The sequence below is a fragment of the Leucobacter sp. genome (assembly GCF_053528595.1).
The window spans coordinates 1-23229 of record NZ_JAIVPF010000043.1 but is presented as its reverse complement, the minus strand read 5'-3'; the positions used below and the strand labels follow the sequence as shown (position 1 = coordinate 23229).

Annotated in this window: 24 protein-coding genes; 6 read left to right on the top strand and 18 right to left on the bottom strand. The window is 70.8% G+C overall.

The window, feature by feature from the left end:
• Nucleotide 1 precedes the first annotated feature (1 nt).
• The 7 genes from ACWKZU_RS09160 to ACWKZU_RS09130 are packed head-to-tail and all read right to left on the bottom strand — an operon-like array spanning nucleotide 2 to nucleotide 6857.
• Nucleotides 2-877 (bottom strand): ABC transporter permease, encoded by an 876-nt coding sequence (locus ACWKZU_RS09160; RefSeq protein ID WP_449282020.1) that lies wholly within the window; start codon nucleotides 875-877, stop codon nucleotides 2-4.
• Complete coding sequence (locus ACWKZU_RS09155; RefSeq protein WP_449282019.1) at nucleotides 874-1944, bottom strand: extracellular solute-binding protein; 1071 nt, start codon at nucleotides 1942-1944, stop codon at nucleotides 874-876. The genes ACWKZU_RS09160 and ACWKZU_RS09155 overlap by 4 nt, the downstream gene beginning before the upstream one ends.
• 58 nt (nucleotides 1945-2002) lie before the next feature.
• Nucleotides 2003-2419 carry a carboxymuconolactone decarboxylase family protein gene (locus tag ACWKZU_RS09150; RefSeq protein WP_449282018.1) on the bottom strand — a complete coding sequence of 139 codons (417 nt, stop codon included), beginning with the start codon at nucleotides 2417-2419 and terminating at the stop codon, nucleotides 2003-2005.
• Nucleotides 2397-3173, bottom strand: coding sequence for an alpha/beta fold hydrolase (locus ACWKZU_RS09145; protein WP_449282017.1), 777 nt, complete (start codon nucleotides 3171-3173; stop codon nucleotides 2397-2399). The genes ACWKZU_RS09150 and ACWKZU_RS09145 overlap by 23 nt, the downstream gene beginning before the upstream one ends.
• Nucleotides 3170-4222, bottom strand: a complete 1053-nt coding sequence (locus tag ACWKZU_RS09140; RefSeq protein ID WP_449282016.1) for an LLM class flavin-dependent oxidoreductase — start codon at nucleotides 4220-4222, stop codon at nucleotides 3170-3172. Before ACWKZU_RS09140 ends, ACWKZU_RS09145 begins: the two co-directional genes overlap by 4 nt.
• Nucleotides 4223-4263: 41 nt before the next feature.
• A complete protein-coding gene (locus ACWKZU_RS09135) occupies nucleotides 4264-5826 on the bottom strand; it encodes an aldehyde dehydrogenase family protein (RefSeq protein ID WP_449282015.1) in 1563 nt (520 codons plus the stop codon).
• The gene (locus tag ACWKZU_RS09130) at nucleotides 5823-6857 is read right to left on the bottom strand and encodes a flavin reductase family protein (RefSeq protein ID WP_449282014.1); all 1035 of its coding nucleotides are present in this window, start codon (nucleotides 6855-6857) and stop codon (nucleotides 5823-5825) included. The genes ACWKZU_RS09135 and ACWKZU_RS09130 overlap by 4 nt, the downstream gene beginning before the upstream one ends.
• A gap of 97 nt (nucleotides 6858-6954) precedes the next feature.
• Between ACWKZU_RS09130 and ACWKZU_RS09125 the strand changes: the two genes are divergently transcribed.
• From ACWKZU_RS09125 to ACWKZU_RS09115, 3 genes are all read left to right on the top strand, one after another.
• Nucleotides 6955-7644 carry a GntR family transcriptional regulator gene (locus ACWKZU_RS09125; protein WP_449282013.1) on the top strand — a complete coding sequence of 230 codons (690 nt, stop codon included), beginning with the start codon at nucleotides 6955-6957 and terminating at the stop codon, nucleotides 7642-7644.
• Between the two features lie 105 nt (nucleotides 7645-7749).
• Nucleotides 7750-8574, top strand: a complete 825-nt coding sequence (locus tag ACWKZU_RS09120) for an SGNH/GDSL hydrolase family protein (RefSeq protein WP_449282012.1) — start codon at nucleotides 7750-7752, stop codon at nucleotides 8572-8574.
• Between the two features lie 81 nt (nucleotides 8575-8655).
• Complete coding sequence (locus ACWKZU_RS09115; RefSeq protein WP_449282011.1) at nucleotides 8656-9669, top strand: aldo/keto reductase family protein; 1014 nt, start codon at nucleotides 8656-8658, stop codon at nucleotides 9667-9669.
• On the opposite strand, the gene ACWKZU_RS09110 is transcribed toward ACWKZU_RS09115, so the two are convergent.
• The 6 genes from ACWKZU_RS09110 to ACWKZU_RS09085 all read right to left on the bottom strand — a co-directional run bounded on the left by ACWKZU_RS09110 (nucleotide 9655) and on the right by ACWKZU_RS09085 (nucleotide 15403).
• The gene (locus tag ACWKZU_RS09110; protein ID WP_449282010.1) at nucleotides 9655-10875 is read right to left on the bottom strand and encodes a pyridoxal-phosphate dependent enzyme; all 1221 of its coding nucleotides are present in this window, start codon (nucleotides 10873-10875) and stop codon (nucleotides 9655-9657) included. The two genes, ACWKZU_RS09115 and ACWKZU_RS09110, sit on opposite strands and share 15 nt — an antisense overlap.
• A 4-nt stretch (nucleotides 10876-10879) precedes the next feature.
• A complete protein-coding gene (locus ACWKZU_RS09105) occupies nucleotides 10880-11803 on the bottom strand; it encodes an amino acid ABC transporter permease (RefSeq protein WP_449282009.1) in 924 nt (307 codons plus the stop codon).
• Nucleotides 11800-12450: an amino acid ABC transporter permease gene (locus ACWKZU_RS09100; protein WP_449282008.1), complete on the bottom strand. Its 651-nt coding sequence runs from the start codon at nucleotides 12448-12450 to the stop codon at nucleotides 11800-11802. The genes ACWKZU_RS09105 and ACWKZU_RS09100 overlap by 4 nt, the downstream gene beginning before the upstream one ends.
• 84 nt (nucleotides 12451-12534) lie before the next feature.
• The gene (locus ACWKZU_RS09095; protein ID WP_449282007.1) at nucleotides 12535-13413 is read right to left on the bottom strand and encodes a glutamate ABC transporter substrate-binding protein; all 879 of its coding nucleotides are present in this window, start codon (nucleotides 13411-13413) and stop codon (nucleotides 12535-12537) included.
• A 100-nt stretch (nucleotides 13414-13513) separates the two neighbouring features.
• A complete protein-coding gene (locus ACWKZU_RS09090) occupies nucleotides 13514-14290 on the bottom strand; it encodes an amino acid ABC transporter ATP-binding protein (RefSeq protein ID WP_449282006.1) in 777 nt (258 codons plus the stop codon).
• 423 nt (nucleotides 14291-14713) lie between these two features.
• A complete protein-coding gene (locus tag ACWKZU_RS09085) occupies nucleotides 14714-15403 on the bottom strand; it encodes a fasciclin domain-containing protein (RefSeq protein WP_449282005.1) in 690 nt (229 codons plus the stop codon).
• 214 nt (nucleotides 15404-15617) lie between these two features.
• Here ACWKZU_RS09085 and ACWKZU_RS09080 point away from each other — a divergent pair, with 214 nt between their 5' ends.
• From ACWKZU_RS09080 to ACWKZU_RS09070, 3 genes are all read left to right on the top strand, one after another.
• Nucleotides 15618-17339, top strand: a complete 1722-nt coding sequence (locus ACWKZU_RS09080) for a cytochrome c biogenesis protein DipZ (RefSeq protein WP_449282004.1) — start codon at nucleotides 15618-15620, stop codon at nucleotides 17337-17339.
• 66 nt (nucleotides 17340-17405) lie between these two features.
• Nucleotides 17406-18005, top strand: coding sequence for an ECF RNA polymerase sigma factor SigK (gene sigK / locus ACWKZU_RS09075; protein ID WP_449282003.1), 600 nt, complete (start codon nucleotides 17406-17408; stop codon nucleotides 18003-18005).
• On the top strand, nucleotides 18002-18766 hold the full coding sequence (locus ACWKZU_RS09070; RefSeq protein WP_449282002.1) for an anti-sigma factor: 765 nt from the start codon (nucleotides 18002-18004) through the stop codon (nucleotides 18764-18766). Before sigK ends, ACWKZU_RS09070 begins: the two co-directional genes overlap by 4 nt.
• 40 nt (nucleotides 18767-18806) lie before the next feature.
• Here ACWKZU_RS09070 and ACWKZU_RS09065 read toward each other — a convergent pair whose 3' ends face one another.
• The 5 genes from ACWKZU_RS09065 to ACWKZU_RS09045 are packed head-to-tail and all read right to left on the bottom strand — an operon-like array spanning nucleotide 18807 to nucleotide 22993.
• A complete protein-coding gene (locus ACWKZU_RS09065; RefSeq protein ID WP_449282001.1) occupies nucleotides 18807-19208 on the bottom strand; it encodes a Fur family transcriptional regulator in 402 nt (133 codons plus the stop codon).
• Between the two features lie 32 nt (nucleotides 19209-19240).
• Entirely contained in the window at nucleotides 19241-20068 is an 828-nt protein-coding gene (locus tag ACWKZU_RS09060) for a metal ABC transporter permease (protein ID WP_449282000.1), read from the bottom strand.
• On the bottom strand, nucleotides 20065-21084 hold the full coding sequence (locus ACWKZU_RS09055; protein WP_449281999.1) for a metal ABC transporter permease: 1020 nt from the start codon (nucleotides 21082-21084) through the stop codon (nucleotides 20065-20067). The genes ACWKZU_RS09060 and ACWKZU_RS09055 overlap by 4 nt, the downstream gene beginning before the upstream one ends.
• On the bottom strand, nucleotides 21084-21890 hold the full coding sequence (locus ACWKZU_RS09050) for a metal ABC transporter ATP-binding protein (protein ID WP_449281998.1): 807 nt from the start codon (nucleotides 21888-21890) through the stop codon (nucleotides 21084-21086). The genes ACWKZU_RS09055 and ACWKZU_RS09050 overlap by 1 nt, the downstream gene beginning before the upstream one ends.
• Nucleotides 21887-22993, bottom strand: a complete 1107-nt coding sequence (locus ACWKZU_RS09045) for a metal ABC transporter substrate-binding protein (protein WP_449281997.1) — start codon at nucleotides 22991-22993, stop codon at nucleotides 21887-21889. Before ACWKZU_RS09045 ends, ACWKZU_RS09050 begins: the two co-directional genes overlap by 4 nt.
• Between the last annotated feature and the right edge of the window lie 236 nt (nucleotides 22994-23229).

The window sequence follows — 23229 nt, the reverse complement described above, 5'->3', positions numbered from 1 at the left end:
CTCAGCTCCTTCCGACGAGACGTGCGAGGAATCGGAGCGCGACCATCACGGCGAAGGTGACCACGAGCAGTGCCGCCGAGAGCGCGGCGCCGTAGCTCCAGTCCAGGGTGGTGCCCACCTGGTCGCTGATCAGCTGACCGATCATGAGTTCGCGCGGGGATCCCAGGATGGACGGGATCACGAAGTACCCGAGCGTCGTCACGAAGACGATCGTCGATCCGGCGAGCACACCGGGCACCAGCAGAGGGAAGGTCACCGTGCAGAACCGGCGCACCGGGCCGGCCCCGTGCACGGCCGCCGCCCGCTCGAAGCTCCCGTCCTGGCGCGCCATCACGTCGATGAGCGAGATCACCATGAACGGGAATCCGTACTGCACCATCCCGATGATGACGCCGGTGGGGCTGTTGACCAGTTGCAGGTCCGCGGTGTCGATCCCGAGGGCGTCCAGGAAGTTCAGCACGGGGCCGTTGTGGCCGAGCAGCGCCAACCACGCGTAGGCGCGCACCAGCACGCTGAAGAACAGCGATGCCGTCACCGCGCCGAGCAGCAGGCTGCGCAGGCGGGCGCCGGACTTGAGGGCGATCGACGCGTAGGGGACCGCCAGCACGAGCGAGATGAGGGTGACGATCGCGGCGATGCGCAGGCTGCGCAGGAAGACGGCGCGCACGAGATCGGTCTCGACGATGCGCACGTACTGGGAGAACGGCCCGTCTGCCCCGGTGAAGCTCGTGGCGAGCAGGATGACCGTCGGCACGACGAACACCGGCACCAGCACGAGGAGCGCGGGGACGAACAGCAGCCCCGGAGCCGTGTACCAGGCCGAACCGCTTCGAGAGCGGCCGGCCCGGGCACGGAGGGAGATGACGTCGGTGGTCACTGACCCGCCCAGCTCGACCACTGCTCGACGGCGTCGTCGAAGTTGTCGGCCCACCACTGGAGGTTGATCGACCCGATCGCCTGATCCATGTTCTCGGGATACGCGTTGTACCACGGCTGCTCGTCCTCGGGCAGCGCCTCCATCGCGGAGCGCAGCGAGGGCGAGTATCCCGTGGCGCCCGCGATCTGCACCTGCACGTCGGTGTTCATGAGCCGCGAGAAGAGCTGCATGGTCTCATCGACCTGCGGGTTGTTCTTCGCGGTCACGTAGTAGCCGCCGTCCTGCAGGTTCTCGTTCCACTCGATCGCCACCGGCTCGCCCTGCTTCGCGAGGTTCGCGATGCGGTTGTTCCACGCGAAGGAGAAGTCGGCCTCGCCGCTCGTCATGATCTGCTGCAGCTCGGCGCCGGAGTTCCAGAAGACCAGGTCGGATCGCACCGTCTCCAGCTTCGCCAGAGCGCGATCGATGTCGAGCGGGTACAGCTCCTCGTACGCCACGCCATCGGCCAGCAGCGCGACCTCGAGCATGCCGTACGGATAGTTGTAGACCGCCCGCTTGCCCGGGAAGCTCTCCGTGTCGAAGAACTCCTCCCAGGTCGACGGGATGGCCGCATCCGTATCGGTGCGGTGCGCCATGACGAAGGAGTAGGAGCCGCTCGGCAGCGCCCAGTCGACGTCGAGCTTCTCCTGGCCGGGGAGTTCGATCACGTCGGCCGGGTCGATCTCCACCACGTCCGTGTCGATCGGAGCCCACCAGTCCGGGTGCTGCACGGGGAACCAGCCCTCGAGGTCCACCCAGTCCCAGCTGACCTGGTCCGATTCGATCTGTGCGGCGTACTTGCCGTAGTCGACGGGGTTGACCATCTCCGTGGGAATGCCGGTCTCCTCGGTGAACGGCTCGGCGAGCGCCGTCCGATAGCCCTCTTCGGTGGTGCCGCCCCAGGTGACCAGGGTCAGGGGCTCGCCGCCCTCGGCGGTGCCGTCTCCGGGAGCGCAGCCCGCCATCGTGAGTCCGATGAGGAGCGAAGCGGCGCCCAACGCCACTGTTGTTGCAGATCGCTTGCGCATGCGTGTATTCCTGTTCTGTGTCGGTGTGGATATCGGTGTACGGATGTGCGGGTCCCGGTCAATCGCCGGCGCTCTGAGCCTGCGACGACTCGAACTCTGCGATCATGCGGCGGAGGATCTTCATGGCGCCGACGCCCGCGGGAACGCCGCAGTAGACGGTCAGCTGCTTGAGCAGGGCGAGCAGTTCGTCGGGTGAGACCCCGTTGCGCAGGGCGCCCCTGGCGTGGATCTCGAACTCCTCGTGCCGGCCGAGCGCCCCCGTCATCGCCAGCACGAGCATGCTGCGCGTCGCCGGGGGCAGCGTGTCGTCGGTCCAGATCTCGCCCCAGCAGTAGTTCACCATGAAGGGCTGGAAGGCCTGGGTCAGCGGATCGTCCGAGCCGACCGCCGAGTCGACGTACGCGTCTCCGAGCACGTTCCGGCGGATCCGCATCCCCTCCGAGAAGAGGGGCTCATAGTCCCGTGTGTTCGACAAATCGATCAATCTCCTTTGCAATCGTGTCCGTGGCCTCCTGGAGCAGCTCGTGTTTGACGTCCGGCACGACGACGACGGCGCCGTCGTCCACGGACGCGGCGATCCGCTCCGACATGTGCGGGGGCGATCCCACATCCCCCGCCCCGGCGATCGCGAGCACCGGCATCCGCAGCCGATGCAGTTCGCCGGCGAAGTCGCTGGTCGCCAGCACGCGGTAGGCCGCCGAGTAGCAGGCCGGATCGAGTGCGCGCATGCGTTCGAGCGTCTCCGCTGCCGCCTCCGGGTGCTCGGCCAGGTACTGCGGCGTGTACCAGCGCTCGACGCTGAGCTTCGCGACCTCGTAGGGGCCGCGCGCCGCGACGACCGCGGCGCGCTCGAGCACGCGCTCGCGCTCCGCGTCCGTGCGCCCCGCGACCGATCCGACGACGATCAAGCCGGCGATCCGATCGGGGTGCGCGAGCGCGGCGGCCTGGGCGATGAGCCCGCCGAGCGAGAAGCCCGCGAGCACCACCCGCTCGAACCCGTGCGCGTCCACGAGCTCGATGAGGTCGGAGACGAAGTCCTCCATGGAATAGGGAGGAGCCGGGTTCGGCGCGTCGATCTCGTGACCGCGCAGCGTGTACATCAGCACCGGGCGGTGCGTGGTCAGCCGATCCGCGACACCGCGCCACGACTCCATGGACGCGCCGACCCCGTGCACCAGCACGAGCGGGAGCCCCGGAGCGTCCGGGGCGATCAGCAACCGGGTCGTCATGATGCTCCCGCGCCGTGCCGCGCGATGATCTCGCTCCCGAAGCGCTCGATCGACGCCAGTTCCGCTTCGAAGTCGAGCCCCCAGGTGGCGTTGTACAGGTAGACATCGGTGCCGAGCGCCTCGTACTCGCGCAGACGCTCGCGCACGTCGTCGGCGGTTCCGAACATCTGCGTCTCGCGGATGCGTTCTCGGGAGAAGGTTCCCTGCTGCGATTCCACCGATTCGGGATCGATCCAGGTGACCCAGCCGTCGTGCACCTCGCCGTCCGTTCGGAACAGGTTCGAGAAGTATCCCTCGCCGTGCCGCAGCGCGTCGACGGCGGTGTCGACCTCCGCCTCCGACTCGGCGACGAAGGTGTCCCGGAGCACCATCATGCGGGGTGTGTAATCCGCCCCGGCGCGATCGACGGCCGCGTCGAGGCGCTCCCGGAGCGACGCCACCTCCTCGATCCCCTGAGAGAGCGGGGCGACCATCACGTTCGCGCGGTTCTCGACCGCGATGTCGAACACGTCCGGGTGGCGCGCCGAGACCCAGAGCGGCAGCGGCTGCCCCCCGCGCGGGCGCGGCGTCGAGGTGGTCTCGGGGAACGCGTAGAGCGTGCCGTCGTGCGCGTAGTCGCCCTGCCACAGGCCCTTGAGCGCCGGCAGCAGCTCGGCGAGTTGCTCGCGGGCCACCTCGGGCGGAATGCCGCCGGCCATGCGTGCGAACTCGTAGGGGTACGCGCCGCGACCGATCCCGAGTTCGAGCCGTCCCCCGCTGATGTGGTCGAAGAGCGCGGCCTCGCCCGCGAGGCGGATCGGATGCCAGTAGGGGGCGCAGAGCACCGCGGTCCCCAGGCGCACCCGCTCCGTCACGGAGGCGAGGTGCGTGAGCAGCGTGAAGGGCGCCGGCGCGATGGTCATCTCGTGACCGTGGTGCTCGCCCACGTAGATGCCCGCGAATCCCGCGGCCTCGGCCGCTCTGGCGAGGGCGGTGATCTGCTCCAGATTCTCCTCGAAGGTGATGTCGGGCGTGCGTCGTCCGAGGTCGAACATGATCGAGAATTCCATGGTGTGCTCCTGATGAGACGTGTCGAGAGGTCGGTTCCGGGTCACGACGCACCGACGGGGCCGTCCGGCCCGTCGACGGCGACGCCTCCCATGACGAACGGATCGTTCCCGATCCCGGAGTAGTTCACGATGACGGTCTTCTCGATCGTGAACTCCTCGAGTTCGCGATGCCCTCCGAGACGGCCGTAACCGCTGTCCTTCACACCTCCGGAGGAGGTGGATGCCTCTGGCGCCCGATACGTGTTCACCCACACCGTGCCGCTCTCGATCCGCTGCACGGCCCGCATGGCGATGTCGAGACTGCCGGTCCACACTCCGGAGGCGAGACCGAAGCGGGAGTCGTTCGCGAGCGCGATCGCCTCGTCGAACGTGCGGAAGGTGGTGAATCCGATCACCGGCCCGAACACCTCCTCGCGGAAGAGGCGGTGCTGCGGCGATACTCCGGCGAAGACCGCGGGCTCGAAGAACTCGCCCGCTCCCGTGCCGGTCGGCCGGGTGCCGCCACCGGCGGCGAGCCGGGCTCCGTCGGCGATCGCCGACTCGACGAACCCCTGTGCGCGGCTCAGCTGGCGGGACGACCCGAGCGGGCCGATCTGCGTGCCGGGGTCGAGCGGATCGCCGAAGCGGAGCGAGGTCGCGCGCTCGGCCAGCCGGGCGACGACCGCATCGTGGATGTCCTCGTGCACGATGGCCCGGGAACCCGCGACGCAGGTCTGCCCCATCGCGGCGAAGACACCGCCGATGAGCCCGTTGACGGCGAGGTCGAGATCGGCATCGGGGAAGACGAGCTGCGGCGACTTGCCCCCGAGTTCGAGCAGCACGGGAGCCAGCCGCTCTGCGGCGGCCATCGCGACCTTGCGGCCGACGGCGTCGCCGCCCGTGAACACGATCTTCGCGACCCCCGGATGACGCACGAGCGCGTCGCCCGCTGCGGGACCGCGTCCCGAGATGACGTTGAGCACGCCGTCGGGCAATCCCGCCTCCGCGGCGATCTTCGCGAAGGCCGCGATCGATGCCGCGGCATCCTCCGAGGTCTTCACCACGACGGCGTTGCCCGCGGCGAGCGCGGGAGCCGCGGCGGACATGAGGAGCGGAACGGGAGAGTTCCAGGGGACGATCACGCCGATGACGCCGATCGGCTGCCGGATCGTCATCGCCAGCACGTCGGGCTTCGAGGCCGGGGCGGTGACTCCGGTCACCTTCTCCGCGCTTCCGGCGGAGAAGCGGAGGGCGTGCGCGACACCGTCGGCCTGCGCCGAGGTCTCTCGGAGCAGTTTGCCGTTGTCGAGCGTGTCGAGCACGCCGAGGGCCTCGGCGTATCCCTCCACGGCGTCCGCGACATCGAGGAGCACGCGCGCACGCTCCGCCGCCGGGCGGCTCCCCCAGGCCGGCTGCGCCTGCGCTGCAGCCGCCACCGCGCGATCGACATCGGCCTTCGACGCGTCCGCGACTTCGTGCCAGACCCGGCCGTCGAAGGGGTCGACCGCGCCGAAGACCGCGCCGCTCTCCGCCTCGACGAATGCGCCTCCGATGCAGAGCCGCACCCCGCTCCGGCTGATCTCGTCGGCGAGTCTGCGGTCGGTTCCCTCGGGCAGCGCCCTCATGTCCATGCTCCTTCCCCGGCGCGCACCGGCGCCGGCCGTCGGTCCGGGGAGACCTCGGTCACGTGTGCGATGGCGCCCTCGGCGAGGGTGCCCGCGTAGACGCCGAACCTCGCGTTCGCGAGTTCGTCGATGTACCTCTCGACGATCGCCTCCTCCCCGGGCCGCGCGAAGCGGCCGGGGTCCACCGCCCCGGGTGCGATGCAGGCGAAGCCGGCTTCGGCGAGCGCCTCCGCGCTCCCGAAGACCTGACCGCGATAGGTGAGGCCCAGGCGCTCGTGCTCGTCCTCGAACACCGAGTACAGGAACTCGACGCTGACCTCGCTCGCGAACTGCTGCTCGGCGAGTCGTGCGAGCGCGCGGGCGTGCACGTCGGTGGCCGCGGCCGTGAGCCGCGGGAGCTCGAAGCCCGCATCGCCCAGATCGCGGGCGACGATCTCCCCCTCGGCGGTCTGCATCATCCAGGTGATCGAGACCGGACTGGACCTCCCGGCGAGCGCGGCGATCTCGCCGTCCGTGTTGAATCCGAAGAACCTGCCCTGGTAGAAGCCGAGCGGGCGCGCGGGCTCGGAGCTGTAGCGCCGCACCTGCCCGATGATGATGGCGTGGTCCCCGGCGATGACGGTGTCGTGGAGTTCGCACTCGAGCCAGCCGTGCACGTCCTGCAGAATCGGCGCGCCGCCGAATCCCTCCTCCGTCTGGAGACCGGCGAACTTCGTCTCGGATTTCGACGCGAAGGTCTTCGCGAGATCCTGCTGCTCGGACGACAGCACGTGGATGACGAAGCCGCGGGACTGCTGGAACGTCTCGTAGCTCGCTGCGCGATAGTCGACGCAGAACAGCACGAGCGGCGGATCGAGCGAGACGGAGGTGAAGGAGTTCGCTGTGATCCCCCGTTGCCGACCCTCCGCGTCCACGGTGGTGATGACCGTGACGCCGGTCATGAAGGAGCCGAGCACTTGACGGTAGCTCCCGATGTCCTCGATCTTCCCGTCCACCGCTGAACCGATAGCCCCCATTGGCGTTGTGCTCACAGCTGAAATCCCTCCGTCGGTGATCGCTTGGAGGCCAAGTTACTGTCTGCTGTCTGACATGTCAACCATGTGGATGTCTGAGATGTTACACTCAGGCATGGCCAGCTCGATCTCTCTCCCTGAACGGCACATCAAGCGCCCCGAATCTCTCGTGCGAGATCAGGTCGCCGACTATCTCCGCGACGCGATCTTCCGCCTCGCACTCGCGCCGGGCACCCCGCTGATCGAACGCGAGATCTGCGAGGCGACGACGGCGTCGCGGGCGACCGTGCGCGAGGCGATCCGGCAGCTGGAGTCGGAGGGCCTCGTGCGCTCGGCGCAGGGCCGCGGCACGATCGTGGCCGGCCTCACCACCGCGGAGGCGCAGGACATCTACGAGATCCGCGGGCGCCTGGAGGCGCTCGCCTCTCGACTCTTCGTCGAGCGAGCCTCTCCGCGGCTGCTCCGCGCACTCGAGGCGTCGGTCGAGGAGCTCGCGGAGGTGGCCGATAGCCCCGCCGACATGACGCGGCTGAAAACCGACTTCTACGAGATCCTCTTCGAGGGCGCCGGGAACGCCGAGCTGCAGCGCATCAGCCACGGCCTGCGCCAGCGCATCATGCTGGCGCAGGCGAGTTCCCTCTCGATCCCCGGACGCAGCCGCACGTCGCTGCAGGAGATCCAGGAGATCGTCGCGGCGATCTCGCGCCGCGACGCCGACGCCGCGGAACGGCTCACGCTCGCGCACATCCAGGCCGCATCCCGCACCGTCGCGGAGTTCCGCGCGATGGAGGAGGACGCCTCCTGACCCCGCGCGCGGGGCTCGCGCTCTGCAGGGCCGCGCCGAACTCGCGCAGCGGGCCCCGCAGCCCCTCGCAGCTGTCAGCGGTCGAGGTGGGCATAGGCTGGACTGGTGATCGAAGGGCAGGCACGCGCGCGGATCCGCTACGTCGCGATCGGCGACAGCTTCACGGAAGGCGTGGGCGACGAGCGGCCGGACGGCTCCGTGCGCGGCTGGGCCGACCTCGTCGCGCAGGGGATCGCCGACGCGACGGGCGAGCCGATCCAGTACGCGAACCTCGCGATCCGCGGCCGCCTGCTCGCCCCGATCATCGCGGAGCAGCTGGGGCCCGCGCTGGCGCTCGGCCCCACGCTCGTGAGCTTCAACGGCGGCGGCAACGACATGCTGCGCCCCGGGACCGACCTCGCGTGGATCACGGCCGAGACCGAACGCGCGCTCATCCGGATCCGCGAGGCGGGCGCCGATCCGCTGCTCCTCGCCGGCGCCAACCCCACGGCGGGACTGCCCGGCGGCGCCCGCGTGCGGGCCAAGGGCGACGAGCTGGTGCGGGCCGCGAGCGGGATCGCCGAGCGGCTCGGGATCCGCTTCGTCGACAACTGGAGCGACCCCGAGCTCGCGGGGCTGCAGTACTGGTCGCGCGACCGTCTGCACCTGGCCCCGGTCGGGCACCATCGCGTGGCGGCCAACGTGCTGCGCGCGCTGGATCTCGCGCCCCCGAGCACCTGGGCGGTCGAGGCCGCGCCGATCCCGCGCCCCACCCGCAGGGAGCAGCTGCGCTACGCCCGCGAGCACGTGGTGCCCTGGGTGCAGCGGCGCCTCACCGGGCGCTCGAGCGGCGACGGGCGCTCCGCGAAGTTCGCGCAGTGGACGTGGATCGCGCCGACGCCACTCTCCGACGCCGAGGCCGGCACCGGAGAAGGCTCCCCGCAAGGCTGACCGGGCGCTGGTCGCGGCGGGCACCGGGCGAGCGTCCCGGCGCCCTGGCCACGTGCCGCGCCCGCCGCTAGTGTGAACAGCATGGTGGCATACAGGTATCTCGGCAACAGCGGTTTCAAGGTCTCGGAGATCACGTACGGCAACTGGATCACCCACGGCTCGCAGATCGACGACGCCGCGGCCACCGCCACCGTGCACGCGGCCCTCGACGCGGGCATCACCACGTTCGACACGGCCGATACGTACGCCAATCTGCAGGCCGAGGAGGTGCTCGGCAGGGCGCTGAGCGGGCAGCGCCGCGAGAGCCTGGAGATCTTCACCAAGGTGTACTTCCCCACCGGCCCCAAGGGCCCGAACGACACGGGCCTCAGCCGCAAGCACATCATGGACTCCGTCAACGGTTCGCTCCGCCGCCTCGGCACGGACTACGTCGACCTCTACCAGGCGCACCGCTTCGACGTGCAGACCCCTCTGGAGGAGACCTTCCAGGCCTTCGCCGACATCGTGCGCCAGGGGAAGGCGCTCTACATCGGCGTCTCGGAGTGGACCGCCGAGCAGTTGCGCGAGGGGCATGCCCTGGCGAAGGCGCTCGGGGTGCAGCTCATCTCGAACCAGCCCCAGTACTCGATGCTGTGGCGCGTCATCGAGGGCAGGGTGGTTCCCGCGTCGCAGGAGCTCGGGATCTCGCAGATCGTGTGGTCGCCGATGGCGCAGGGCGTGCTGTCGGGCAAGTACCGACCGGGGACCGCTGCGCCGGCGGGCTCCCGCGCCACCGACGAGCACGGCGGCGCGAAGTTCATCGAGTCGTTCATGCGCGACGAGGTGCTCGAGGCCGTGCAGCGACTGCGGCCGATCGCCGATCAGGCCGGCCTCACGATGCCGCAGCTGGCGATCGCCTGGGTGCTGCAGAACCCGAACGTCGCCTCGGCGCTCGTCGGCGCCTCGCGCCCCGAGCAGCTCGCCGAGACCGTCAAGGCCTCGGGGGTGCGACTCGACGCCGACACGCTCGCGGCGATCGACGCCGCACTCGGCGACGCCGTCTTCGACGATCCCGGGCACACCGACACGATGGCGCCCCGGTCACGGCTGAGCTGAGGGGCCGCGCGGCGATCCTCGATCTCGTCTCGCTCCGCTCGCTCGGTCGGCGGCTGGAGCGGCGCCCGAGGCCTTGAGCCCGGACCCCGTGAGGATGACGACCGCCGTCTCGGTCGCGCGGATCTCGCTCGTCGCGATCAGGCGCCCGTACGCGGCCGCCGCCGTCGCGCTCGTCGGCTCCACGTAGAGCCCCTGCCGGGCGAGAGCGGCGTGCGCCTCGACGATCCCCTCCTCCGGCACGGCCACGGAGGATCCCCCGCTGTGGTGCACGGCGGCCACGAGTCCTCTGAGACGCAGCGGGTTCCGGATCGCGGTGCCCTCCGCGATGGTCGGCAGCACGGGCCGCGCCGTCTCGCCCCGGAGCGCGGCGTCGAGGGGCGAGCAGTGCAGCGGCTGCGCGGCGTACAACCGCGGCAGGCGCTCGATCGCCCCGGCCCGCTGCAGCTCGGAGAAGCCGAAGAAGCAGCCGAGCAGACTGCTCCCGGCGCCCACCGGCATCACCACGGCGTCGGGCGCGCGGAAGCCGAGGTCCTCCCAGATCTCGTAGGCGAGGGTCTTCGTGCCCTCGAGGAAGAACGCCTGCCAGTTGTGGCTCGCGTAGAAGCCCTCGCCCCGCTCGGCGGCCGCGATCGCGGCCGCCTGCGCCGCCTCGCGCGGGCCCTCGACCGGCTCGATCCGCGCCCCGTACGCGCGCGCCTGCACGAGCTTGGCCGGAGAGGTCGAAGCGGGGGCGAACACCGTGACGTCGAGCCCGCCCGCGGCGCCGTAGGCCGCGATCGCCGCGCCGCCGTTGCCGGAGCTGTCCTCGATCACCGCGCGCACGCCCTGCTGCCGCAGCGCCGAGAGCATCACGCTCGCGCCGCGATCCTTGAAGCTGCCGCTCGGCGAGAACCACTCGAGCTTGAAGAGCGGTCGGCCGTGCGTCCACTCGCGCTCCACGAGCGGCGTGCACCCCTCGCCGAGGCTGATGGGCCGCTCGATCTCCAGCGCCAGGGCGGCGCGATACCGCCACAGGCTGCGCTCGGCCGTGTCGATGTCGGCCGGTCCCATCCCCTCGCTCGGGGTGATGAGCAGCGGCCCGCCCGTCGCCGAGCGCCAGCGCGGCTCGTGCAGGGGGTGGTGATCACCGGTCGCGGGGTCGAGATAGGCGGGTGCGGGGGCCGAGGATCCGACCGCCGCACCCGCCCGCCCGTTCGCCGGCGTCACCGGATCAGGGTTTCTGCGGAGCGGCGCCGGGTGCTGCGACGCCCTCTGCCGCCGCCGTGCCGTCCCCACCGCCCCCGACCGCACCGGGTGCCGCGCCCGCCTTGCCGCCCCGGGCGGCTGCGAACCGGGCCATGCGGCGCCCGAACCAGGACACCGCGAGGTTGATGGCCAGGTAGATCAGCACCGCGACCAGCCAGAAGGTGAACATGTACCCGTTGCCGTAGTAGTTGGCCATGTCTTTCACCGTCTTGGCCAGCTCGGGGTAGGCGACGATGTATCCGAGCGAGGTGTCCTTCAGCAGCACCACCATCTGCGCGATGAGGATCGGCAGCATCTGCACGAAGGCCTGCGGGAACTCGATCATGAGCCGGGTGCGCACGGGGGTGAGACCGATGGAGAGACCCGCCTCGCGCTGCCCCTTGTTGAGCGAGACGATGCCGGCGCGCAGCGCCTCGCCGACGATCGCGCCGTTGTAGATGATGAGCGCGATGACCACGGCCCAGAAGGCGCCGGTGGAGGCGACCAGCAGGATGAAGAGCATCATCAGCAGCACGGGCATGCCGCGGAAGAACTCGAGCAGCACGGTCGTGGGGACGCGAATGAGGGCGGTGTCCGCCAGCCGCCCGAACGCGAAGAGCACGCCCACGAGCAGCGCGCCGACCATCGCCACCGCCGCCGCACGCAGCGTGTTCCAGACGCCGGAGCCGATGTATTGCCACACCTCGCCGTAGGCGAGCACGTTCCAGCGGGAGCCGTCGAGCATGCTCGGGGTGACGTTGCCGTTGACGGCGACCTGCGGCTGAGCGAGCCGCCAGATCACCCAGCCGAGGAGCGCGGCCACCGCGATCACGCCGACCACCGAGATGATGCGCGAGCGCGTGCGGGCCCGGGGACCCGGGGCGTCGTAGAGAACCGTTGCGTGACTCATCGCAGCACCCGCACCTTCTTCTCGATCTGCCCGGCGATGAGGCCGAGCGGAATGGTGATCAGCAGATAGAAGCACGCGACCCCGACCAGGATCGGGATCACCGCCTGCCCGTTGGCGTTGGTGAGCTGCCGCGCCGTCGCGAAGAGCTCGACCACGAAGAAGCCGCCGGCGACCGACGTGTTCTTCGTGAGCGCGATGAACACGTTGATGAGCGGCGGCACCACCATGCGCAGCGCCTGGGGCAGCACGATCAGGGTCAGCGTCTGCCCGAAGGCGAGGCCGATCGAGCGGGCCGCCTCGGCCTGCCCCACCGGCACGCCGTTGATGCCGCTGCGCAGCGCCTCGGCCACGAACGGCGAGGTGTAGATGGCGAGGCCGATCGACGCGAGCACCTCGTACGGGGGTTTGCTCGTGGCGATGAGCGGCAGCACGAACACCATGAAGAACAGCAGCAGCGTGAGCGGGATGTTGCGCACGAGCTCCGTGTAGACCGTGGCGAACGCGCGGAGCGACGCCACGGGGGAGATTCGCATGGTGGCGACGACGAGGCCGATCGCCATCGCACCGAGGCCGCCGAAGAGCAGCAGCCTGAGGGTCATGAAGAACCCGGCGAACACGTCGCCGGCGTTCGCGATCAGGACGTCCACGGTAGAGGATCCCTTCGTTGGGAACAGGTGGGTCTGAGGAGTGCGCCGGGCGAGCGCGTCGTCGCGCTCACCCGGCGGCCGCGCTCAGTAGCGGTCGATCGCCGGCGGCTCGGGCGTCGAGAGCACCTTGCCCGCCGTCCGCTCCCACGCCGCGGCCCATTCGCCGTCCTCGAACGACTGCTCGAGCACGTCGTTGATGAAGTTGCGGAACTCCTCGTCGTCCTTCTGCAGGCCGATGCCGTAGGGCTCTTCGGTGAAGGGGTTGTCGACGACCTCGAACTCGCCCTGGTTCTGGTCGGCGAGACCCGCGAGGATCACGTTGTCGGTCGACACCGCGACCACCTCGCCCGAGCGCAGCGGCTCGAGGCAGTTCGAGTAGGTGTCGGTCGCAAGCACCTCGACGCCGGCGTCCTTGAGGTTCTGCTCCGAGGTCGAGCCGGTGACCGAGCAGACCTTCTTGCCCTTCACGTCGTCGACGCCCGCGATGCCGTCCGGGTTGCCCTGCAGCACCAGCAGATCCTGACCGGCGAGGTAGTACGGCCCCGCGAACGAGATGACCTGCTTGCGCTCGTCGTTGATCGTGTAGGTGGCCACGACGATGTCGACCTCGCCGTTCTGGATGAAGGGCTCGCGATTCGCGGAGACCGCCTCCTTCCACTCGATCTGGTCCTCGGAGAGACCGAGGTTCGCGGCGATGAGCTTGCCGATCTCGACGTCGAAGCCCTCGGGCGTGCCCGACGGGCCCATGAGGCCGAACAGCGGCTGATCGAACTTCGTGCCGATCGTGATCTTGCCCGCCTCGTTCAGCTCGGCCATCGTGGTGCCGGCCTCGAAGCTGGTCTCCTCGACCGGTGCCGGGCCGGCGTCCTCGCCGTCGCCCGCGTTCGGGGATCCGGAGGCGCAGGCGGAGAGCGCCAGCGCCCCCGCGGCCACGATCACTGCTGCATACTTTGCGATTCGCATGAGATTCCTGCCTTTTCTTCGTTGGAGTCCGGTTCGTGCCGGTCCCTCTGATTTCGCTCCGACCGGGTGCGGTGGCACACGGCCGGCACGGGGTGGGTGGTCAGTGGTTGAGGATCTTCGAGAGGAAGTCCTTGGCCCTCGAGGTCTGCGGGTCGGTGAAGAACTGCTCCGGCGTCGCCTCCTCCACGATCTGCCCGTCCGACATGAACACGATCCGATCGGCGGCCCGGCGCGCGAAGCCCATCTCGTGCGTCACCGCGACCATCGTCATGCCCTCGTTGGCGAGACTGATCATCACGTCGAGCACCTCGTTGATCATCTCGGGATCGAGCGCGCTCGTCGGCTCGTCGAGCAGGATCAGCTTCGGATCCATCGCGAGGGAGCGCGCGATCGCCACGCGCTGCTGCTGGCCGCCGGACAGCTGCGAGGGCAGCTTCTTCGCCTGGTTCGCGATGCCGACGCGGTCGAGCAGCGCCATCGCCTTCTCCTCCGCGGCCTTCCGGCTCAGCCCGCGCACCTTGATCGGGCCGAGCGTCACGTTCTCGAGGATCGTCTTGTGCGCGAAGAGGTTGAAGGACTGGAAGACCATGCCCACGTCGGCGCGGAGCTTCGCGAGCCCCTTGCCCTCCTCGGGCAGCGGCTGTCCGTCGATCGTGATCGTGCCGGAGTCGATGGTCTCCAGACGGTTGATCGCCCGGCAGAGGGTCGATTTACCCGAACCCGAGGGGCCGAGCACCACGACCACCTCGCCCCGGCCCACCTGGGTGTTGATGTTGTTCAACACGTGCAGATCGCCGTAGTGCTTGTTCACGTCGCTGATGATGACCAGTGGTTCCCGATCGTCGCGAGCCACTCTGATCGCTGTCGTCTTTGCCATGGGGCAGATACTAGGACGATTCGCGGCCCGGGAACAGGGTCTTGCGCCCATCCTCCAAATGCAATATTGGGAGCACGAAACCCCTGTTCAGGGGACACAAAACCATGGATCGGGAGCGACCGGACCCGATCCCTCGCGCGCGAATCTGAGAAATCGTTACCATTCCGTATCTCAATCGGAATGGGACCGTTGCCGGGCTCCCGAGCGGGGCCGGAGGAGTGCACGCGGGGGGCTCGGGCGGCGCCTGCGCCCGGTTCCCGCACCGGCGCCCGCACCGGTCGCCGCCGGTCGCCGCCGCGGGACTCGCGGCACGGCCGAGACGCGCACGACCGGGCCGCGCACGGCGACGCGCCCGCCTCGCCTGAGCGAGCAACGGGCGCGTCGTCGTGCCACCGGGCCTCTGCGAGATCGGGCGCCGGGCACTCACTCGGCCGGGGGCATCAGCACGCCGTCGATCAGGTAGACGGTCGCGTTCGCGGTCTGCACGCCGCCGCAGACGACGCTCGCGTCGTTGACCATGAGCTCGTCGCCCGAACCGGTCACCTCGAGGTCCCCTCCCTGGACGGTGGTGTGGGTGCCTGCGATATCGGCGGGCTCGATCTGACCGGGCACCACGTGGTAGGTCAGGATCCCGGCGAGCATCTCGCTGTCGGTCTTCAGCGTGTCGATGGTCGCGGCGTCGATCTCGCCGAACGCGTCGTCGACCGGAGCGAAGACGGTGAACTCGTCGCCGTTCAGGGTATCGACGAGGTCGACGTCGGGGTTCAGCTGGCCGCTGACCGCAGCGACGAGCGTGGTGAGCATCGGGTTGTTCGAGGCCGCGACCGCGACCGGGTCCTGCGACATGCCCTGGATCGAGCCGGCGCCGTCGGGTACCGCCTCGGCGTAGGCCGCACAGCCCGGTCCGACGAGGTTCGCCGCCGGGTCGGCGGACTCCATCGACGAATCCGACGAGCCGGCGTCCTCGCCGGCCGCGTTCTCCCGGGGCTGCTCCGAGGTCTGATCCTCGGCGGCATCGTCCATCGGCGCACCCATCGAGCAGCCGGTCAGCACCGCTGCCCCGGCCAGCGTCAGTGCGAAGGCGGCGCCGAGGGTCTTCTTCTTCGTGAACATGGTTCCTCCTCAGATGATGATCCGCGGATCTCCGCGGCTTGTGAACGTCTTCGGAGCCGTCGCGGGATCGGATGGGATATCCGTCGAGAACGTTCTCCGGCACACGACGTCGCCGGCAGGATCACGGCGGCGGGGACGCCGACCGGGGCCACCGAGCCGCACCCATCCGATCCGCCCTCCGCTCCGAAGACTTCCGCAACAGAGAGGGCTACTCATGGATATCGTGCTCATCGGTCTGCTCGGCGGACTCATCACCGGCATCTCGCCGTGCATCCTTCCGGTGCTGCCGGTCATCTTCCTGACAGCGGGAGCGCAGCCCGCCGCGCCGGGAAAGACGCCCGAGGTGATTCCCGCGAAGCGCAGCCGACCGTACTGGATCATCGCGGGGCTCGTGCTGAGCTTCTCGGTGGTCACCCTGCTCGGCTCTCTGCTGCTGGGGTTGCTGGGGATCCCGCAGGGCGCGATCCGCTGGGCGGGGGTGGCGGTGCTGCTGGTCATCGGCGTCGGCATGCTGTTCCCCGGCTTCGAGCAGCTGCTCGAGAAGCCCTTCCAGCGCCTGCCCCGCCGCAAGGTCGGGGAGGGCGGCAACGGCTTCGGCATGGGCCTCGCGCTCGGCACCGTCTTCGTGCCCTGCGCGGGTCCCGTGCTCGCCGCGATCATCGTCGCCGGCGCGACCGGCCGGATCGGCCCGGAGACGGTGCTGCTCACCGTCTCGTTCGCGATCGGCGTCGCGATCCCGCTGCTCGGGTTCGCGCTCGCGGGGCGCGGCGTCGCGCAGCGCATCCGCGGCTTCCGCAGGCGCGAGCGCACCGTCCGCATCGTGGGCGGCGTCGCGCTGGTCGCTCTCGCCGTCGGGCTCGCCTTCGATGCGCCGCAGGCCCTGCAGCGGCTCCTGCCCGACTACACCGCAGGCTTCCAGAAGGGGCTCGCCGAGAGCGATGCCGGCAGGAGCGCGCTGAACCTCGGGGGTCTCGTCACCGACGAGAACCGCGAACTCGACCGGTGCACGAACGGCGCCGCAGAACTGGAGTCGTGCGGGACCGCCCCGTCCATCAGGGGCATCGACGGCTGGCTGAACACCCCCGACGGCGGCGGCATCGATCTGCAGGAGCTGCGGGGAGAGGTCGTGCTCATCGACTTCTGGGCCTACTCGTGCATCAACTGCCAGCGCTCCATCCCCCACGTGGTCGCGTGGGACGAGGCGTACCGGGACGCGGGACTCGAGGTCATCGGGGTGCACTCGCCGGAGTACGCCTTCGAGAAGGACCGCGCGAACGTCGAGGCGGGCGCCCGGGAGTTCGGGATCACCTACCCGGTGGCTCTCGACAACCGGCTGTCGACCTGGACGAACTACCGCAATCGGTATTGGCCGGCGCACTACCTCATCGATGCGCGGGGCGTCGTGCGCCACATCTCGTTCGGCGAGGGCAACTACGAGGCCACCGAACAGCTCATCCGCGAGCTGCTGCGAGACGCGGACCCCGATGTGCGGCTCCCGCCCGAGACGGAGGTCGCCGACCGCACGCCCGAACTCGGCAGCACGACCCCCGAGACCTTCCTCGGCTGGTCCAAGGACCGCAACTTCGCGGGCCCCGAGGAGTACCGCGCGGGCGACCGCGAGTACGCCTTTCCGGAGGATCCGCGGCCCGACACCTTCGCTCTCGACGGCAGGTGGACGATCGAGACCCAGTTCGCCACGCCGACGACCGACGAGGGCGGCGGGATCAGGCTCGAGTACCGCGGCCAGGAGGTGCGCGCGGTGATCGCGGGCAGCGGCACCCTCGACGTCGAGGTGGAGGGCGGCGGCACGCGGTCCGTCGAGATCACCGGCACCCCGCGCTCCTACCGTCTCGTCGAGGATCGCGACCCCGGCTCCGGCACCCTCGAGGTGCGGGTGCCGAAGGACGTGCGCGTCTACTCGTTCACCTTCGGGTAGGCGCCGTACCGCGGGGCGACGACGACTCGCACGCACGGGACCGGACGGATCGGAGGTGAATGGGGCATGCTGGACACGATGGTCATCGACGGAATCGAGATGGCGGACGACGGCTCGGGGGCCGATCCCGCGGACGAGGCGCTGGCGCGCGCCGCCCACGGCGATCAGCGCGCCTTCGCCGGGCTCTACGATCTGCTCTCCGCTCGGGTGTTCGGCCTGATCCTCCGTGTACTGGTCGACCGCTCCCAGAGCGAGGAGGTGCTGCAGGAGGTCTTCCTCGAGGCCTGGCAGTCCGCGGCCTCGTTCGATCCGGATCGTGGCAGCGCTCGCACGTGGCTCCTCACCATCGCGCATCGCCGGGCCGTCGATCGGGTGCGCGCCTCTCAGGCCGCGCGGCGCAGGGATCTCGCAGCCGGGGCGAGGGACCTGGCTCAGGCGCAGCCCGGCGTCGAGGATGAGGTGGAGCTCCTGATCGAGGGGACCCGGGCGGTGCGGGGGCTCGACGGGCTCCCCGAACCCCAGCGCCGCGCCATCGTGCTCGCCTACTTCGGCGGGTACAGCCAGAGCGAGATCTCGGTGCTGCTCGGAACCCCGCTCGGCACCGTCAAGACACGCATCCGAGATGGATTGACCCGGCTCAGGAACGAAATGGAGGCGACGCGATGAACGAGCGGCAATTCCGCGAGCTCTCCGCAGCGCGCGCGCTGCACGCGCTCTCGCCCGAACAGGAGCAGGCGTTCTCGGAGGCGCTGGCGGCGCATCCGGAGTGGCAGCCGGTGGTCGACGAGGACCGCGAGACCGCCGCAGCGCTCGGTGCGACGGCCGCGGAGGTCGCCCCGCCCGCCGCGGCGCGCGGGGCGATCCTCGATCTGATCTCGGGCACCCCGCAGTTCGAGGCGACCGCACCCCCTGGGAGCGACGCGGCCGACGAGGACACGAGGCGCGCCGGGACGGGCATCGCCCGGTCGCGCCGCCGCCTGGCGGGCTGGTTCGCCCTGGCGGCGTCGGTCGCCGTGCTGCTGGTGGCGGCACTCGCGCTGCCGCTGCGCGGCGCGCTCGCGCCGCAGGACCCGGCCTCCGTCGCCCTCCAGGAGGTCGAATCGGCCGGCGATGCGCGCACGGCGACGATCGAGCTCGAGGGCGGCGGGGAGGCGACGCTGCACTGGTCCGACTCCGTACGGCAGGCGGTGCTCGTGACCGAGGGGATGCCGGCCGCCCCCGCCGAGCGGGACTACGAGCTGTGGATCGTGCGCGGCGACCGGCCCATCTCGCTCGGCGTCATGCGCGCGGACGACACGGGGGGCGCGGCCGTGCTCGCTCAGGGCTTCGAACCGGGCGACGCGCTCGCGGTGACGGTCGAGGATCGCGGCGGCTCGCCCACGGGTCTGCCGACGACCGACCCGATCGTCGTCATCGCGACCGCCTAGGAGCGTATCGCCCCGGCGGATCCGCGCACGCCGGGGCCGGCTACGCGTCAGCGGCGGCGCGGCAGCGCGCGCAGAGGCCGAAGAGATCCACGACGTGCTCGATCTCGGTGAAGCCGTGCTCGGCGCCCACCCGCCTCGTCCACTCCTCGACCACGGCGGCCGAGAGCTCCCGCGTCTCCCCGCAGCTGCGGCAGATCAGGTGGTGGTGATGGCCGGGCGTGATGCAGGACCGGAACAGGTTCTCACCCTCCGGCGACTGGAGCGAGTCGGCCTCGCCCGACTCGGCGAGACCGGCCAGCGCTCGATAGACCGTGGCCAGGCCGATGGTCGACCCCCCGTCGCGCAGCGCCTGGTGCAGCTGCTGGGCGCTCACGAAGCCCCGGTGCTCGGCGAGCGCCGCCCGCACCGCCTCGCGCTGCCACGTGTTCCGCTTGGGCTGCATCTTCGGCTCCATCACGCACCTCCCGCCGATCCTCACTCCACCGTAGCGAAGTTCCGGGCAGAAGAGCGCCGGGTTCGCTGCAGGCATGCCCTCGCCACGAGCGCCAGCAGGAACATCCCGGTGATCACGAGCCCCACCGAGCCCCCCGCCGCGACGCCGAATTCGCGCGAGATCCAGAGCCCCGCGACGCCCCCGGCGATCCCGATCGCCGCGGAGAGCGGCGGGATCCACTCGAGCCGCGACACGAGCACCCGCGCGGTGGCGGCCGGCCCGATGAGCACGGCCACACCGAGGATCGCCCCGACCGCCGGCATCGACACCACGACGGCCGCGGCGATCACCGCGGTGACCACCAGGTCGACGGGCCACACCCGGAACCCCGCGGCGGCGTAACCGACCGGGTCGAAGGTGTGGAACAGGATCCGGCGCCACGTCAGCGCGAGCACCGCGAGTGCCGCCGCCAGCACACCGGCCGTGGCGAGGACGTCTCCGGCGGTCACCCCGAGCGGCGAGCCGACGAGCAGCGCCTCGACGGGCACCCCCAGCCCGGGGTTGAGGCTCGCGAGCAGCGTCCCGAGCGCGAAGCCGAACGAGAGCACCACGCCGCTCGTCACCTGCCGACCCTGCCCGGGGATGCGGCCCAGCAGCGTCATCACGAGCACGAGCAGCAGGGCGAAGAGCGCCTGGCCGAGCAGCAGGTTCCAGCCGACGATCGCGAACACGACGCCACCCGGGAAGGTGGCGTGGCTGAGCGCCACCGCGAAGAACGAGCGCCGGCGCAGCACGATCAGCGTGCCCGCGAGGCCGGAGAGCAGGCCGAGCAGGGCCAGTTCGAGCGCGGCGAGCGTGAAGTAGCTCATGCGCCGTTCCCGGTCGTCGCGCCCGCCGCGGAAGCGGCGGCCCCCGCGCGGTTCCCGGTCGTCGCCCGGACCGGATCCGCGTTCCTCGTCCGGGCGGGGATCCTGATCCGAGTCGTGACGACCCGCGCGAGCGCCGCGACCAGGTACAGCGCCACGAGCAGCAGCACGACCACGGCGCCGGGCGATACGGTCGCCCCGGCCCCCACCGACCACTCGAACGAGAGCCACAGCCCCAGCACGCCCGCGAGGAGCGGCAGCAGGATCGCGATCGGGATCAGCAGCGCGAAGCCCCGGGTGAGGAGCCGCGCCGCTGCCATCGGCACGGTGAGCAGCGCGATGACCATGAGCACGCCGAGCGCCTGCACGCCCGCCACCACGAGCAGCGCCACGGCGATGCCGAGCGCGAGATCGGCGGCGAGGGGTCGGAAGCCGGCGGCCTCGGCGCCCGCCGCGTCGAAGGCGCGGAAGAGCTGCGCCCGCCAGGTGAGGACGACGATGAGGATCGCGACCGCCGCGACGACGAGGATCTGCCACAGCTGCGCCGCGGTCACGGTGAGCAGCCGGCCGAAGAGGAGCTCCTGCAGCTGCGAGACGTAGCCCTCCTGGCGCGAGACCAGCACCACGCCGAGGCTGAAGAGGCCCGTCAGCACCACGGCGATCGCGGCGTCGGCGCCGATCCCGCCCCGCCGCTCGATCACCGTGAACAGCACCGCCGCCAGCACCGCCGCGACCGCGGCCCCCGGCAGCACGGCGGCGGTGCCGCCGATCGCTGCGCCCACCACGAGGCCCGGGAACACGGCGTGCACGAGGCCGTCGCTCACGAACTCGAGCTCGCGGAAGCTGATGAGGAGGCCCACCACGCCGGCGGCCAGCGCGAGGACCGCGACCGTGAGCAGGGCGCGCCACATGAAGGGCAGCGCGAAGACCTCGAGCGGCGCGAATGCGGCGGCGAGGGAGCCGGATCCGCCGTCGACGGAGGCGACCGCCGCGCCGAGCGCCACGATCCCCGCGGTCACTACTCCGTCTCCCGCGTGGTGGTCACCGTGTGCTGATCGAGCTCGACGGTCGTGTCCTGGAAGGCGTGCTGCACCGCGTCGAGGGTGAGCGCCTCGTCGAGGGGCCCGAACGCGGCCGGGTGCCCGGGCTCTCCCGGGTGGTGCCCGGAGGAGAGCAGCAGCACGTGCGTGCACGCCTGCTGGGCGATCTCGAGGTCGTGCGTCGAGACGATCACGGTGCGGCCCTCGTCGCGCAGCTCGCGCACGAGGCTCAGCAGCGTCTCGCGGTTCTCGCGGTCGAGGCCGTTGAACGGCTCGTCGAGCAGCAGCAGCCGGGGATCCGAGACGAGGGCGCGCGCCAGGATCCCGCGCTGCTGCTGGCCGCCCGAGAGCTCGCCGAAGCGCCGCCCCGCGAAGGCCGCCAGCCCGACGCGCTCGAGCGCCTGGGCGACGGCCGCGCGCCCCTCGCGGCCGATCGGGCGCAGCGCGCCGCGGGAGCGGTACAGCCCCATCGCGACCACCTGCCGCAGCGTGACGGGCAGGGAGGCGTCACGGGTGTCGGCCTGCGGCAGCGAGCCGACGCTGCGCCTGGCGCGGTCCGGGGAGGTGCCGAGCACCCGCACACTCCCCGCGGTGAGGTCCGCGAGCCCCAGGATGCCGCGCAGCAGGGTCGACTTGCCCGATCCGTTGGGCCCGATCAGCGCGACCGCGGCGCCCTCGGGCACCTCGAGCGTGAGGGACCGCACGCGGGTCTCCCCGGCATAGCCGAACGCGGCATCGCTCAGCGAGAGAGCGATGCCGCGGCGGTCGGAGGATGCGAACGTCATCCCTGCAGAGTAGCGGGTACCGGGTCGACCTCGGCTCCCCAGGCCTCGAGGATCACCCGGGTGTTGTGCAGGGTCGCGCCGATGTAGGTCTCGCCCTCGCTGCCCGGAGCGCCGAGCGAGTCCGCGTAGAGCGATTCCGCGTCGACCACCTCCACCCCGGCCTCCTGGGCGATGGTCTGCGCCAGCTTCGGGCTCATCGACGACTCCACGAAGACGGCTTTGACGCCGTGCTCCCGGATCGAGGCGACGAGGGCGTCGATGTCGGCAGCGCTCGGCTCGGCGTTGTCCTCGAAGCTCGGCAGGATGGAACCCGCGAACTCGATGCCGTAGTCGTGCAGATAGTAGCGCAGGGAGTCGTGGCCGCTCACCAGCACCCGCTCGTCCGCCGGAACGCGATCGAACTGGGCCGAGATCCAGCCGTCGAGTTCGTCGAGCTGCGCGACGTACGCGTCGCCGCGCTCGGTGTAGCCGTCGGCGTGGGCGGGATCGGCCGCCGCGAGCCCGGTGGCGATCTCCTGCACCATGCCCACCGCATTGCGCGGCGAGGTCCAGATGTGGGGATTGACGCTGCCGTGGTCGTGCTCGTCCTCGGCGTGCTCGTCTTCGGAGTGCTCCTCCTCGGCGTGGTCGTGATCCTCGGCGGCGTGCTCCTCCGCCTCGTGGTCGTGATCGTGCGCATCGCCGCCCTCGGCGGTGATCGCCTCCGCCTCCTCGAGGTCGATGCCCTCGCTCGCGGTGATGATCTCCCCGTCGAAGCCCGAGGCCTCGACCGCGGAGTCGATGAAGGTCTCCAGCCCCGCTCCGTTCACGATGAGCACATCGGCCTCGCCGAGTGCGAGCAGGTCGGCCGGGGTCGGGTCGAAGTGGTGCGCCGAGGCGCCGGGCGCCAGCAGCCCGGTGAGGTCGATGTCGTCGCTCCCCACCTGCTGCGCGAAATCGGCGAGCTGCGTGGTGGTCGCGACCACTCGCAGGCGGTCCGATCCCGAATCCGCGGCGCTGGATCCGCCGCCGCTGCACGAGCTCAGCAGGAGCGCGGCGGCGAGCGCGGCGCCTCCGAGGGCGGCGAGTCGGAGCGGGTGGCGGGGGAGAGAGGTGCGTGGCATACCGAACTTTCTAAATGAGAACCGGTATCACTATAGCGACAGATGAGAACCGTTCGCAACACGAGCGGCGGGGCCGCACTCCGCCCCGCGCCAGCACCCCGCGCCATCCTCCGGACGCCATCCTCCGGGCGCCAGTAGTGGCTGTCTCACGCGCGGTTTGGTGACAACTACTGACGCGCGAAGAAGGTGCGAAGGGGGAGGGACGGACAGACGGGGGAGGGCGGGAGGGAGGGAGG

Excerpts from the sequence above, each read along its gene's own strand:
- ACWKZU_RS09155 (WP_449282019.1), bottom strand. The coding sequence starts at position 1,944 with ATGCGCAAGCGATCTGCAACAACAGTGGCGTTGGGCGCCGCTTCGCTC.
- ACWKZU_RS09145 (WP_449282017.1), bottom strand. The coding sequence starts at position 3,173 with ATGACGACCCGGTTGCTGATCGCCCCGGACGCTCCGGGGCTCCCGCTC.
- ACWKZU_RS09140 (WP_449282016.1), bottom strand. The coding sequence starts at position 4,222 with ATGGAATTCTCGATCATGTTCGACCTCGGACGACGCACGCCCGACATC.
- ACWKZU_RS09135 (WP_449282015.1), bottom strand. The coding sequence starts at position 5,826 with ATGAGGGCGCTGCCCGAGGGAACCGACCGCAGACTCGCCGACGAGATC.
- ACWKZU_RS09125 (WP_449282013.1), top strand. The coding sequence starts at position 6,955 with ATGGCCAGCTCGATCTCTCTCCCTGAACGGCACATCAAGCGCCCCGAA.
- ACWKZU_RS09115 (WP_449282011.1), top strand. The coding sequence starts at position 8,656 with ATGGTGGCATACAGGTATCTCGGCAACAGCGGTTTCAAGGTCTCGGAG.
- ACWKZU_RS09105 (WP_449282009.1), bottom strand. The coding sequence starts at position 11,803 with ATGAGTCACGCAACGGTTCTCTACGACGCCCCGGGTCCCCGGGCCCGC.
- ACWKZU_RS09095 (WP_449282007.1), bottom strand. The coding sequence starts at position 13,413 with ATGCGAATCGCAAAGTATGCAGCAGTGATCGTGGCCGCGGGGGCGCTG.
- ACWKZU_RS09090 (WP_449282006.1), bottom strand. The coding sequence starts at position 14,290 with ATGGCAAAGACGACAGCGATCAGAGTGGCTCGCGACGATCGGGAACCA.
- ACWKZU_RS09085 (WP_449282005.1), bottom strand. The coding sequence starts at position 15,403 with ATGTTCACGAAGAAGAAGACCCTCGGCGCCGCCTTCGCACTGACGCTG.
- ACWKZU_RS09080 (WP_449282004.1), top strand. The coding sequence starts at position 15,618 with ATGGATATCGTGCTCATCGGTCTGCTCGGCGGACTCATCACCGGCATC.
- sigK (WP_449282003.1), top strand. The coding sequence starts at position 17,406 with ATGCTGGACACGATGGTCATCGACGGAATCGAGATGGCGGACGACGGC.
- ACWKZU_RS09070 (WP_449282002.1), top strand. The coding sequence starts at position 18,002 with ATGAACGAGCGGCAATTCCGCGAGCTCTCCGCAGCGCGCGCGCTGCAC.
- ACWKZU_RS09065 (WP_449282001.1), bottom strand. The coding sequence starts at position 19,208 with ATGCAGCCCAAGCGGAACACGTGGCAGCGCGAGGCGGTGCGGGCGGCG.
- ACWKZU_RS09060 (WP_449282000.1), bottom strand. The coding sequence starts at position 20,068 with ATGAGCTACTTCACGCTCGCCGCGCTCGAACTGGCCCTGCTCGGCCTG.
- ACWKZU_RS09050 (WP_449281998.1), bottom strand. The coding sequence starts at position 21,890 with ATGACGTTCGCATCCTCCGACCGCCGCGGCATCGCTCTCTCGCTGAGC.
- ACWKZU_RS09045 (WP_449281997.1), bottom strand. The coding sequence starts at position 22,993 with ATGCCACGCACCTCTCTCCCCCGCCACCCGCTCCGACTCGCCGCCCTC.